The 12084-nt window shown below is 69.5% G+C and carries 9 protein-coding genes; 5 read left to right on the plus strand and 4 right to left on the minus strand.

The features are described 5' to 3' along the window. Positions 1–6: 6 nt before the first annotated feature. Positions 7–336: a DUF6137 domain-containing protein gene (locus A6A06_RS20870; RefSeq protein ID WP_073762792.1), complete on the minus strand. Its 330-nt coding sequence runs from the start codon at positions 334–336 to the stop codon at positions 7–9. Between the two features lie 531 nt (positions 337–867). Here A6A06_RS20870 and A6A06_RS20875 point away from each other — a divergent pair. The 3 genes from A6A06_RS20875 (at position 868) to A6A06_RS20885 (ending at position 4560) form a co-directional block, all read left to right on the plus strand. After that, positions 868–2106 (plus strand): glycosyltransferase family 87 protein, encoded by a 1239-nt coding sequence (locus tag A6A06_RS20875; RefSeq protein WP_199931026.1) that lies wholly within the window; start codon positions 868–870, stop codon positions 2104–2106. A gap of 287 nt (positions 2107–2393) precedes the next feature. After that, positions 2394–3782, plus strand: coding sequence for an AprD4 family radical SAM diol-dehydratase (locus tag A6A06_RS20880; RefSeq protein WP_073762794.1), 1389 nt, complete (start codon positions 2394–2396; stop codon positions 3780–3782). Between the two features lie 88 nt (positions 3783–3870). Beyond that, complete coding sequence (locus A6A06_RS20885) at positions 3871–4560, plus strand: SDR family NAD(P)-dependent oxidoreductase (protein WP_199931027.1); 690 nt, start codon at positions 3871–3873, stop codon at positions 4558–4560. A gap of 2 nt (positions 4561–4562) precedes the next feature. On the opposite strand, the gene A6A06_RS20890 is transcribed toward A6A06_RS20885, so the two are convergent. From A6A06_RS20890 to A6A06_RS20900, 3 genes are all read right to left on the minus strand, one after another. Next, positions 4563–5471: a LysR family transcriptional regulator gene (locus A6A06_RS20890; RefSeq protein ID WP_242440853.1), complete on the minus strand. Its 909-nt coding sequence runs from the start codon at positions 5469–5471 to the stop codon at positions 4563–4565. Between the two features lie 453 nt (positions 5472–5924). After that, positions 5925–7790 carry an ABC transporter ATP-binding protein gene (locus A6A06_RS20895; RefSeq protein WP_199931028.1) on the minus strand — a complete coding sequence of 622 codons (1866 nt, stop codon included), beginning with the start codon at positions 7788–7790 and terminating at the stop codon, positions 5925–5927. Continuing rightward, complete coding sequence (locus A6A06_RS20900) at positions 7768–9576, minus strand: ABC transporter ATP-binding protein (protein ID WP_073762797.1); 1809 nt, start codon at positions 9574–9576, stop codon at positions 7768–7770. The genes A6A06_RS20895 and A6A06_RS20900 overlap by 23 nt, the downstream gene beginning before the upstream one ends. A gap of 388 nt (positions 9577–9964) precedes the next feature. Here A6A06_RS20900 and A6A06_RS20905 point away from each other — a divergent pair, with 388 nt between their 5' ends. Together A6A06_RS20905 and A6A06_RS20910 are read left to right on the plus strand one after the other, a co-directional pair. Continuing rightward, complete coding sequence (locus tag A6A06_RS20905) at positions 9965–10996, plus strand: GDP-mannose 4,6-dehydratase (RefSeq protein WP_073762798.1); 1032 nt, start codon at positions 9965–9967, stop codon at positions 10994–10996. A gap of 217 nt (positions 10997–11213) precedes the next feature. Beyond that, positions 11214–11981 carry a thioesterase II family protein gene (locus A6A06_RS20910; protein WP_073762799.1) on the plus strand — a complete coding sequence of 256 codons (768 nt, stop codon included), beginning with the start codon at positions 11214–11216 and terminating at the stop codon, positions 11979–11981. The last annotated feature ends 103 nt before the right edge of the window (positions 11982–12084 follow it).

The following is a 12084-nucleotide window of genomic DNA, read 5'->3' on the forward strand; positions in this document are numbered from 1 at the left end:
GAGGGGTCAGTCATGGCCGCCCGCCAGGGCGCCGGAGCCGGCCGGTATGCGGGCGATCACGTCCTCGACCACGATGCGGCGGCCGTCGGCGCCGAGCAGGCCGAGCGTGCAGTCGAAGTAGGACTCCAGCCGGTTCACGGCTTCGACGTAGTCACGGTCGTCGCCCTCGACGTAACCGGCCGCGGCGATCTCCTCGGCGGAGTCGCCGGTCTGGTCGCTCAGGCACTTCAGGACGAGCATGCGGGTCAGGTCACCACCCCGGTCCGGCGTCGCGGGCCCGTCCCGGCGGTCCTCCGCGGAGGCTCCTTCGAGTACGCGGTCACCAGGGAAGTCCATCTCTCCTCCGAGCTGTCGACGATGAGAACACCCGTCCCGCCGGCCGGGAAGCGGCACGCGGCGGGGAGCGGCGTCCGGCGGCCTGTCCGGGCAGCGAAAAGCGCGATCGGCTGGATCATAGCCAGGAATTCTCCTTTTCCCGGCCCGAATTGGCCGACGGGGTCTCCCGCGGGGGACACGCCGCGCGCCCGCGGCACACCGCGTTCCCGTGGCACACCGCGCGCCCGTAAGGGAGCGAGGCGCTCTCGCCAGACGCGGGAGTGTGTGCGAGGCTTCGCCCGATCGCGGGCCGGTCAGAGCACGCCCGCTTGAGTGTCTCCGGCACGGGCCGCCCCGGGCGGGCCCCTACGCGCACCGTACGCACCGACCCGCCACGGCCCCGGCAACCGGCCCCCAGGCTTGCGACGAGCCCTGGCCAAGCTCCTGAATCCACCCCTCGAACACCCCCTGCCCCCTCCCGCACCCCGGACGATCACCCCCTGAACGCCCCGCGCAGACCGTTGGTTCCCCGTGATCTCGCAAGGAGTACCGGTGTCACTCCCACGCTCCGCCACCACTCCTCATCAGGGGCGGTGGCCACGGCTGTGGCCCATCGCCTCGGCGGCGGTGCTGGTCATCGCCTGCGGCTACGCCCTGGGCTGGGCGCTGGTGCCGGGCATCGGCACCGACGACCCGCTCCAGTACGACCTGGCCATCTACCGCGCGGCGATCGGCGAAAGCGCCGCGGGACATTCGCTGTACGACTACGCCACCGGCGAGGGAGACGTCTTCAACTACCCGCCGTTCGCCGCCCTGATCCTGTGGCCCCTGCACTGGCTCGGCGACCGCGCCGCCGCCCTCGGGTGGACGGCGCTCACCCTGGCGGCGGCCATCTGGACGGTCGTCCTGCTGTACCGGGCCGCACAGCGGCACCATCAGCAGCGGAACTTCCCTCTGTTCGCGATCGCTCTGTCGCTGGTCCTGGTCAGTTCCGCCCATCTCTCCACCCAGCTCTGGGGCCAACTGGGCGCGCTGCTCACCGTATTGGTGCTGATCGACGCACTGGGGCGACTGCCGCGGCCGTTCGGCGGTGCGCTCGTCGGACTGGCAGCCGCCGTCAAGCTGGCTCCGCTGATGTTCATCCCCTACTTCCTGCTCACCCGGCGCTACCGCGAGGCGGCCACGGCCTCGGCGGTGTTCGCCGGGGCGGCCCTGCTGGCCTGGGGGGTGTTCCCGTCCGACTCCGCGCGCTTCTGGCTCTCCGAGACGTTCCGGATGCGCGAACGCGTGTGGGACATCGGCGACCCCGCCAACCAGTCGCTGTACTCCTTCGTCCTGAGGTGCGGACTCGGACCGACGGCGACGTCGCTCGTCTTCGCGGCATCGGCTCTGGCCGTGCTCGCCGTCTGGGCGGTGTGGACGCGCCGCCTCCGCACCCGCGATCCGGTCCTCGCGGTCCTCGTCACCGGGTGCGTCTGGCTGCTGCTGGAACCGGTCACCTGGGTGCACCACCTGTACTGGCCCGTGCTGGCCGGGGCGTGGCTGGTTCTGCGCTACCGGGACCTGCCGCGCCGGGGGGCCGGGGTGGCGGTGATGCTGCTGATGCTGCGGCCGATGGACTGGGGGGACCGGGTGCCGGACCAGAACGGCCTGTGGCAGATGCTGTCCGTCAACTCCTGGCTCCTTGTCGTGATGGTGACGGTGACGGTTCTCCCGGCTCTGGTGGCGTTCGGCGGCACCTCCCACGGAAAAGGTTCTTCCGAAATCGAGGCGATACGCCAACTCGCTTGACATGCAACCAAGGTCACCCGAAGCTGGGGCAGCAGAAAACGCGTGAATCGACGACATCGGCCGGCCTGCCGCCGTGCGGAGCACGGCCGAAGTCTGCTTTTGCTCGAACTTCCCGTCCGCCGGTGTCAGTCCGGTATTCCGGTTTCCTTCCGGTGCAGCAAGGAAACCCGTAACCGCCTCTTCTCCTCCCGTATACGGGAACGTGTGGACACGGCGGAACGTGGGCGGACCGAATTACTGATCATGCTGAAACCGATGCCACCACTCGGCACAAGAAGGTGCGACGAATGCGACTCGGTAACGTCATGCTCGTGAGCCCGAAGACGTCTTTCGGCCGGGACCTGCAGCGGACCTACGCGGGCGGTCTGGGGACGGTGTGCAAGGACGAGGATTTCCTGCTGCCACCGCTGGACCTGATGCGGCTGGCCGGCGTTCTGCGCGAGGGCGGTGCCGGAGACATCGCGGTCGTGGACGAGGAAGTGACCGGCACGGTCACCGCCACTCCGGGCAGTACCGTCATCTGCCAGGTCTCCCTGCCCAGTCTGCACGAGGACGCGGGACGCATCGCCGCTTTCCGCGCCCAGGGCGCACGCTGCTACGCCTACGCGAGCATTCGCAGCCCGGCACAATGGCGAGTCCTGTTCGAACAGGGCGGCTGCGAGGGCATCCTGCTCCCCGAATCCATCACTTCCGCGCGGGCCGCGCTGGACGGCGACACGACCGTCCCGGGTTTCGTCACCCCCCAAACCCTTCTGGACCCGGGGCACCACCGGCCCCGATTCGGTGACCTCGCCGCGGAGCCGCTGCCCGCCAGGGATCTCGTCGACCACACGCCGTACATGTTCCCCCCGATCGCCCTGACGGGAATCACCAGCATCAACGGGAGTTTCGGCTGCCCCTATCCGTGCCGTTTCTACTGCCCGTACCCGCTCAGCGAAGGCCGTAAGATCCGTACCTACCCCGTCGAACGCATCGTGGCGGAATTCCGGCAGTGCGCGGACCTGGGCATCACCGCGGCCGTCTTCCGCGACCCGGTCTTCTCGTTCCACCGCGCCCGCACCCTGGAGATGTGCCGGGCCATCGAGGCCGCCGGGACCGGCGTCCCCTGGTGGTGCGAGACGCGGATCGACCGGCTGGACGAGGAAGTCGTGACGGCCCTGGTCGCCGCGGGCTGCGTCGGTGTCGAGGTGGGGGTGGAGAGCGGCGACCCGGACATGCAGGCGACGGCCGTACGCAAACACCTGGACCTGGACGCGGTACGCCGCTTCCACACGCTGGCCCGCACCATGCACCTCAAACTGGTTTTCCTGTTCCTCGTCGGGCTGCCCGCGGAAACCAGGATGTCCATTCGGCGCACCTTCGATTTCATCCTGGAACTCGGCCTGAGCGACACCGAGTTCAACCTCAGCATCATCACGCCCTACCCGGGGACGGAATTACACCAGATCGCCACCAGAAATGGCTGGATCGACGGCGAACAGGACGCGTTCACCAGTCATCACGCCGTCATGCACACCGACCTGCTCAGCGTGGCGGACCTGGAACAGGCCACCTCGTTCGTGGACGAACTCCACGCCGTGTGCAGGCCGGCGGCGACCCCGCGGGAACGTGCGGAATTCCAGAAGCGGCTGCACGCGTGGTCCGACCAGGACGACAGAGACCGGCGCAACCCCTGACCATGCCCCCGCCCACCGGCGGCACACGGGATTGCGACACGCACCGCACCGGCACACCCGAATGCATTCACGGACGACGGAGAACGCGATGAGCGGGGAACAACGGTACGTACTGATCACCGGCGCGAACCGGGGACTCGGCCTGCACAGCGCGAGGCTGCTGGCCGGCCGCGGCTGGTCGGTCATCCTGGCCTGCCGGAAACCGGAGGCCGCCGCACCGGCCCTGGAAGAATTACGGACGTACGGCCCCACCGCCGTACGGATGGACGTGACGGACCCGGAAAGCGTCACCGCCGCCCTGAAATCGGTGCGGAGCACGACACGGAAGCTGCACGCCCTGGTGAACAACGCCGGAATATTCGAGCACGCCGAAGAACACTTTCCGGGCGCCCCGGCCTCCGTCTCCCGTGACCTGCTGCTGACCAATGCCTGGGGGGCGCTGACGGTCACTCAGCGATTTCTCCCCCTGCTCCGGGCCGCCGGTGGCGCGTCCGTCGTCAACGTCACCAGCCAGGACGCCGACCCGGCCGATTTCGACGGCACTTTCACCGCCTACCGCATGTCGAAGGCCGCACTGAACGTCATGACCGAGAATCTGGCCGTCGCGCTGCGCCCCGACGGCATCGTGGTCAACGGGGTGGACCCGGGCTGGATCCCCACCGACATGGGAGGGCCGGAGGCCCCCGACTCCGTGGCGGATGCGGCGGAAACCGTGGCCGCCGCCGTGGCGCTGGCGGGCACCGGCCGCAGCGGGGAGATCCTGCGCGCGGTGCGGTGACGTCACACCTGGAGCTGCCCGAGCCGTGCGTCGCCGGTGAACTCCTCGTGGAGGAGCTGGGCGAGCAGGGCCAGTTGCCGGGTGGAGCGGTCGGTGCGCCAGATCAGGCCCAGCTGTGACGGCGCGTCGAAACCGTCGACCGCGAGACAGCGCACGTCGCTGCGGGTGACGCGCTCGGCCAGGGGGCGGCAGACCAGCATCGCGTGGTCCTCGGCGGCCACGAGCGCGAAGCCCTCCTCGGCGCTGGTGATTCCCCTGGTGGAGCGGATGGCCGCACCCGCGGGGGTGGTGGGCGGCACGCGGGCGGCCATCCCGTGGCCGGGGGCGTCTCCGGTCGGGTGGAGGATGTCCAGCCCTGCCAGGTCCTCGACGTGCACGCGGTGGGCGGCGGCCAGCGGGTGGGAGGCGGCGACGGCGAGGAGCCGGTCCTGAGGAGGGAAACGGAACCCGACGGTCAGCGCGGCCTCCTGGACGGGGAGCTCGACCACCGCGGCATCGAGCCGGCTGTCGAGCACGGCGGAGAAGGGCGAGCCGAGGGGGATCTCGCTCAACGCCATCGCCACGTCGTGGTGGGCGCGGAGCCGGCGGAACGTCTCGGTGACCTCTTCGCCGACGCTGCCGTGGAAGCCGATCCGCAACTGCCGCAGGACACCGTGCCGGGCGCGCTCATGGGCCCGGTCGAACACGGTGACCAGCGATTCGTAGGCCGGGCGTATCTCGCCGACGAACTGCGCGCCGAACCGGGTCAGCTGCACGCGCCGGCTGGTGCGCTCGACGAGCCGTACCCCGACGCGCCGTTCGAGGCCGGCGACGAGCTGACTGACGCGGCTCTGGGAGCAGCCCAGGCGGGTGGCCGTCCGCCCAAAATGCAATTCCTCGGCCAGTGTGAGGAGGCACTCGATTTCTTGCACATGAACCTGATGCATCGCGTCCCTTCCGACGACCGGCGATCAACCTAGCTGATCGATCGATGAGGAAGCAGTTATTCAGATGCCGGTGGCGGATTCCGGCTCCGATGACGCATTGTGGGCATGACCCGTCCCGGTCCGCGCCACACCGCATTGAACACCTCGTCGAACACCTCACCGGCTCCGCGCGGGTGCTTTCACCGCCGCCCGTACTCAGCCGTGCTTTCCGAGTGCCGTCAGAAAGAGGTCGCGTATGTGGCGCGTGTGCTTCGCGATGTCGGCTCTCCGCCGGCCGGGTGCCCCGCCATGATCGGGCGTGCGGCAGAGTCCCGGCGTATCGGCGAAATCCCGGACGAAGGCGGCGATGCGTTCCGGGCGTGGGACCGGCAGCGGGTCCGTATGTTTCCGGGCGAGCCGAAGGGCTTCGAGGTCCGGCCGGGACCCTGACACGAACACTCAGCGGGGTACGGCGTCCTCCAGCTCGGCGCCGCCCGATTCGGCGCCGCCCGGTCCGGTATCGCCCGGTTCGGCAGTGCCCGGTTCCGTGGTGTCCACGGCCGAGTGCAGCCGGGCGTACGCGCCTTCGGCGGCCAGGAGCTGCTCGTGGGTGCCGCGCTCGATGATGCGGCCGCCTTCCATGACGAGGATGAGGTCCGCGTCGCGGATGGTGGAGAGGCGGTGGGCGATGACGAAGCTGGTACGGCCCTCGCGCAGCGAGTGCATCGCGCGCTGGATGAGGGCTTCCGTACGCGTGTCGACGGAGCTGGTCGCCTCGTCCAGGAGCAGGATCGAGGGCCGGGCCAGGAACGCGCGGGCAATGGTGAGCAGCTGCTTCTCACCCGCGCTGACGCCGGCCGACTCCTCGTCCAGGACGGTGTCGTAGCCGTCGGGCAGGGTGCGGATGAAGCGGTCGGCGCACGTGGCGCGGGCGGCGGCCTCGATGTCCTCGCGGGTGGCGTCGGGGCGCCCGTAGGCGATGTTCTCGGCGATGGTGCCGGAGAAGAGCCAGGCGTCCTGGAGCACCAGGCCGATGTGGGAGCGCAGCTCGTCGCGGGTCAGGGCGGTGATGTCGGCGCCGTCCAGGAGGATGCGCCCCTCGTCGATCTCGTAGAACCGCATGAGGAGGTTGCCCAGGGTGGTCTTGCCCGCGCCGGTCGGGCCGACGACCGCCACGGTCTGACCGGGTTCGACGGTGAGGAAGAGGTCTTCGATCAGGGGGGTGTCGGGGGAGTAGCGGAAACAGACCTTCTCGAACCGGACGTGACCGCGGGCCTGGGGGAGCCGTGCGGGGTGCGCGGGGTCGGGCCGCTGTTCTTCGGCGTCCAGGAGGTCGTAGATCCGTTCCGCCGAGGCGAGGGCGGACTGCAGGCGGGCGGCGACGCCGGCGACCTCGACGATCGGGTGGCTGAACTGCCGGGAGTAGAGGATGAACGCCTGGACGTCGCCGATGGACAGGGCCCCGGCGACCACCCGCAGCGCGCCGACGACCGCCACGACGACATAGCCGAGGTTGGAGATGAACATCATCGACGGCTCGATGACGCCGGAGACGAACTGGGCCCGCGCACCGGCGCGGTAGACGGCCTGGTTGTGCTCGTCGAAGGCCCGCTCGGCCTGCTCGCGCCGCCCGAAGCCCTTGACCAGCGCGTGCCCGGTGTAGATCTCTTCGACATGGGCGCTCAGCGTTCCGGTGGCGGCCCACTGCTGGTCGAACCGCGGCTGTGAGCGCTTGCTGATCCGGGCGGTGAGCAGGGCCGACAGCGGAATGCAGACCAGCATGATCAGTGCCAGCAGCGGCGAGATGACGAACATCAGCACCAGCATGGTCAGGACGGAGAAGACCGCCGTGATCAGCCCGCTGAGGGTCTGCTGGAGGGTCTGCTGGAGATTGTCGACGTCATTGGTCACCCGGCTGAGCACCTCGCCCGCCGGCTGGCGGTCGAAGTACCGCAGCGGCAGGCGGGCCAGCTTGGACTCCACCGACCGGCGCAGGGTGAAGACCACACGCTGGACCACGGAGGCGACCAGCCGCCCCTGGAGGAGGGTGAGGAGGGAGCCGGCGCCGAAGAGCGCGAGCGCGACCAGCAGCACGCGGGCGATCTTTTCGAAGTCGACCCCCGGGGACCCGTGGGTGTGCTGGATGCCGTCGAAGACGAGGTCCGTGGCCCGGCCCAGGATCATCGGGCCCGCCGCGTTCAGCACGACGCCGCCGATGCCGATGACGACCGCCACGGTCACCAGCGCACGGTGCGGGCGAAGCAGTTCCAGCGTGCGGCGGGCGGGGCCGCGCCGCCCCCGGCTAGCGCGGTCCGCCGAGACCATGGACAGCCTCCTGAGGAGTCGTTGTGGTTCCGGCGTCCGGGCCGGAGCCGCCGTGGTGACCGTTGCTCGTGGTGAGTTGCGACCGGGCGATCTCCTGGTACGTCGCACTGGTACGCAGCAGTTCGTCGTGCGTTCCGGTGGCGACCATCCGTCCCGCGTCCAGGACCACGATGCGCCGCGCGTGCTGGACGGTGCTGACGCGCTGGGCGACGGTGAGCACCGTCGCCCGGGAGAGCTCCGGCTCCAGGGCGGCGCGCAGGGCGGCGTCCGTGGCGTAGTCCAGTGCGGAGAAGCAGTCGTCGAAAAGGTAGATGTCCGGCTTGCGCAGCAGGGTGCGGGCGATCGACAGGCGCTGCCGCTGCCCGCCGGACACATTGGTGCCGCCCTGGGTGATCGGCGCGTTCAGCCCGCCGGGCAGGCGCTGTACAAAATCGCGGGCCTGGGCGATCTCCAGTACCCGCCAGAGTTCCTCGTCGGTGGCGTCCGGGACGCCGAAGCGCAGATTGCCGGCGACGGTGCCGGAGAAGAGGTACGGCCGCTGCGGTACGAAGCCGACGGTGCGGCGCAGCACCTCCCCGTCCAGTGCGCGGACATCGACGCCGCCCACGTTGACGGAGCCCGCGGTGACGTCGAAGTGCCGCAGGACGAGGTTGAGCAGGGTGGTCTTGCCGCTGCCGGTGCTGCCGAGGATCGCCACCGTCTCGCCGGGCCCGGTGCGCAGATCGATCCCGCTCAGCACCGGATCCTTCGCGCCCGGGTAGCGGAACTCGGCGCCGCACAGCTCCAGCGCGCCGGCCGTGGGCGCGACACGTACCGGATCGGGTGGCGCCGCCACGCTCGGCTCGGTCGTCAGCACCTGCTGGATGCGCTCCGCCGAGACCCTCGCCCGCGGCAGCGCCAGGCAGACGAAGGTCACCATCACCACGGCCATCAGGACCAGCGACAGATAGCTCAGGAACGCGCTGAGCGCGCCGAACGGCACCTCCCCGGAAGCGACACGGTGCGCGCCGAACCACAGGACGGCCACCATGAAGGCGTTCAGGGCGAACAGTACGACGGGAATGATGGCCGCCAGCAGCCGGCCGACGTGCAGTGAGATGCCGTGCAATTCGGAATTGACGCGGCTGAATCTCTCGCCTTCGTGGTCATCGCGCACAAAAGCCCGTACGACGCGGACTCCGGTAATGCGCTCGCGCAGCAGCCCGTTGGTGCGGTCGAGGTATTTCTGCATGCGGGCGTAGAACCGGTCGGTGCGGCCGAGAATGAGTCCGAAGGCCAATCCGAGGACCACCACCAGCGCCACCAGGACCAGGGAGAGCCCGACGTCCTGCTGGAGTGCGAGCGCGATGCTGCCCAGACACATCAGGGGTGCCGCCACGGCGACGCCGAACGCGGAGAGCGCCAGCATCTGCACCTGCTGCACGTCGTTGACGGTCCGCGTCATCAGCGACGGAGTGCCGAGCTGTCCGACCTCGCGGGCCGAGAAGTCCAGCACCCGGCGGAAGACGGCCGAGCGCAGGTCGCGGCCCAGCGCCATCGCCGTACGGGCGCTCAGTGACACCGCGCCGACGGACGTCGCGATCTGCAGGAGCGCCACGGCCAGCATGGTCAGGCCGGTCCGGGTGATGTAGCCGCTGTCGGACCTGACCACGCCCTTGTCGATGATCGCGGCGCCCAGCGTCGGCAGGGCCAACGTGGCCAGGACCTGCACCAGTTGCAGCAGCACCAGCAGTGCCACGGAGCGTCGGTGGGGCCGCAGATGGATTCGCAGGAGGCTGAGCAGCACCGGGCGACGCTCCAGGAGGTGGGCAGGCCCGGTCGGCAGCAAGGGGTGAGCGCGCCGGGCCGGGCCTGGAAGGGCACACATGGACAGTGCAGCGCACCGCACACCGGAAAATCCCTAGTGTCACGCCGGGAGAGCGCTGCCGGACCGTACCTGTGGCGCCGTCCGCAACGGGGCGTGCAGAACCGCCGGTTGGACTCGTGAATTCCCTAGTGTGCCCAGAATTTCTTGACACCGTGCCCGGCCGCTTGGAAGCGTGCGATTACCCAGCGTCCGGTCCGCGGCGTATTCGATGCCACCCGGTGCCATTCGAGGTCAAGCAGCCAAGAGGCCAAGTAGCCGAACCGGCTCTGCGTTTGGGCGGTCTGTTCTTTGCGAGGAGAGGGATGAGATGTCCAAGCGTGCGCTGATCACCGGAATCACCGGGCAGGACGGTTCCTATCTGGCCGAGCACCTGCTCGGGCAGGGGTACCAGGTCTGGGGTCTGATGCGGGGGCAGGCGAATCCCCGCAAGTCGCGGGTCAGCCGGCTCGTGTCCGAGCTGAATTTCGTCGACGGTGACCTGATGGACCAGGCGAGCCTGGTCTCCGCCGTCGACAAGGTGCAGCCCGACGAGATCTACAACCTCGGCGCGATCTCCTTCGTGCCGATGTCCTGGCAGCAGGCCGAGCTCGTCACCGAGATCAACGGCATGGGCGTGCTGCGCATGCTCGAGGCGATCCGCATGGTCAGCGGCCTGAACGGCTCGCGCGGCGACAGCTCCGGCCAGATGCGCTTCTACCAGGCGTCCTCGTCGGAGATGTTCGGCAAGGTGGCCGAGACCCCGCAGTGCGAGACCACCATCTTCCGGCCGCGCAGCCCCTACGGCGTGGCGAAGACCTACGGGCACTTCATCACCCGTAACTACCGCGAGTCCTTCGGCATGTACGCGGTCTCCGGCATGCTGTTCAACCACGAGTCGCCTCGCCGTGGCGCGGAGTTCGTGACCCGTAAGATCTCCCTCGCGGTGGCCCGTATCAAGCTGGGCTACCAGGACAAGCTGTCCCTGGGCAACCTCGACGCCGTACGCGACTGGGGCTTCGCCGGAGACTACGTCCGCGCCATGCACCTGATGCTCCAGCAGGACGAGCCGAACGACTACGTCATCGGGACCGGCGAGATGTACTCGGTCCGTGACGCCGTCCGCATCGCCTTCGAGCACGTGGGCCTGAACTGGGAGGACTACGTCAGCATCGACCCCTCGCTGGTGCGCCCGGCCGAGGTGGAGATCCTGTGCGCGGACGCCGAGCGCGCCCGCACCCAGCTCGGCTGGGAGCCCAGCGTCGACTTCCCCGAGCTGATGCAGATGATGGTCGACTCCGACCTGCGTCAGGCGTCCCGCGAGCGGGAGTACGGCGACCTGCTGCTGGCCGCCAGCTGGTAGGCCGGACGCACGGGACATCCCGGCGCGCGGCGTCGTCGCGCCGGGTGTCCCGTACGGCTTCGGTGCGGCGGGCCCGCCGTCACGCGAAGCGCGAACACTAGGTGATTTTCCGCATTCCTCCTTGTGGAATGGGTGTGTGGACCACAGAGGCCGGTGACCGGCCGCCGTATTCCGGCGGGCCGGTCCGGTGCCCTCGCGAGGAGGAGGAATCAGCAGCATGACGACGACCACGGCGGAAGGGCTCTGGGCCCGGAGCTACCACCCGGCGCCGGAGCGCCCGCGCCAGCTCGTCTGCTTTCCGCACGCGGGCGGTTCGGCCTCTTTCTTCTTCCCCGTGTCGGCACAGCTGACGTCCGTCGCGGAGGTGCTGGCGGTGCAGTACCCGGGCCGTCAGGACCGGCGCACCGAGACCAGCCCCAGTGACATCGGGACCATGGCCGACCTGGTGTACGCGGCGCTGGGGGACCGGATCAGGTCGCGGCCGACGGCGTTCTTCGGACACAGCATGGGCGCGATGGTGGCGTTCGAGGTGGCCCGGCGGCTGGAGGCGGACGGCGGAGAGCTGACGCACCTCTTCGCCTCGGGGCGGCGCGCTCCTTCGACTTACCGGGCGGAGAGCGTGCACCGGCGCGACGACGACGGGATCGTCGACGAGCTGAAGCTGCTCTCCGGTACGAACGCGGCGCTGCTGGGTGACGAGGAGCTGCTGCGCATGATTCTCCCGGCGATCCGCAGCGACTACACCGCGGTGGAGACCTATCGCTGTGAGCCCGGGGCGACCGTCAAGGCACCGATCACCGCGCTGACGGGTGACGACGACCCGAAGACCACACTGGAGGAGGCCGAGGGCTGGCGCGCGCACACCACGGGCGCGTTCGACCTCCAGGTCTACCCGGGCGGTCACTTCTTCTTGAGCTCTCAGGCCCCCGCTGTTCTGGCGCTGTTGCGCGAACACCTCGCCGCCGGAGGGGAGTCGGCGCGCTGAACGGCGTTCCTGGTCACGGAGTCTGCCGATCATGTACTGTGACGCACGTCGGACATCACTCTTTAGGGTGATTTACAACACGGTGTGGTGACGCCCCGTCGCA

This window comes from Streptomyces sp. CB02923 (assembly GCF_001905005.1).
Classification (GTDB): domain Bacteria; phylum Actinomycetota; class Actinomycetes; order Streptomycetales; family Streptomycetaceae; genus Streptomyces.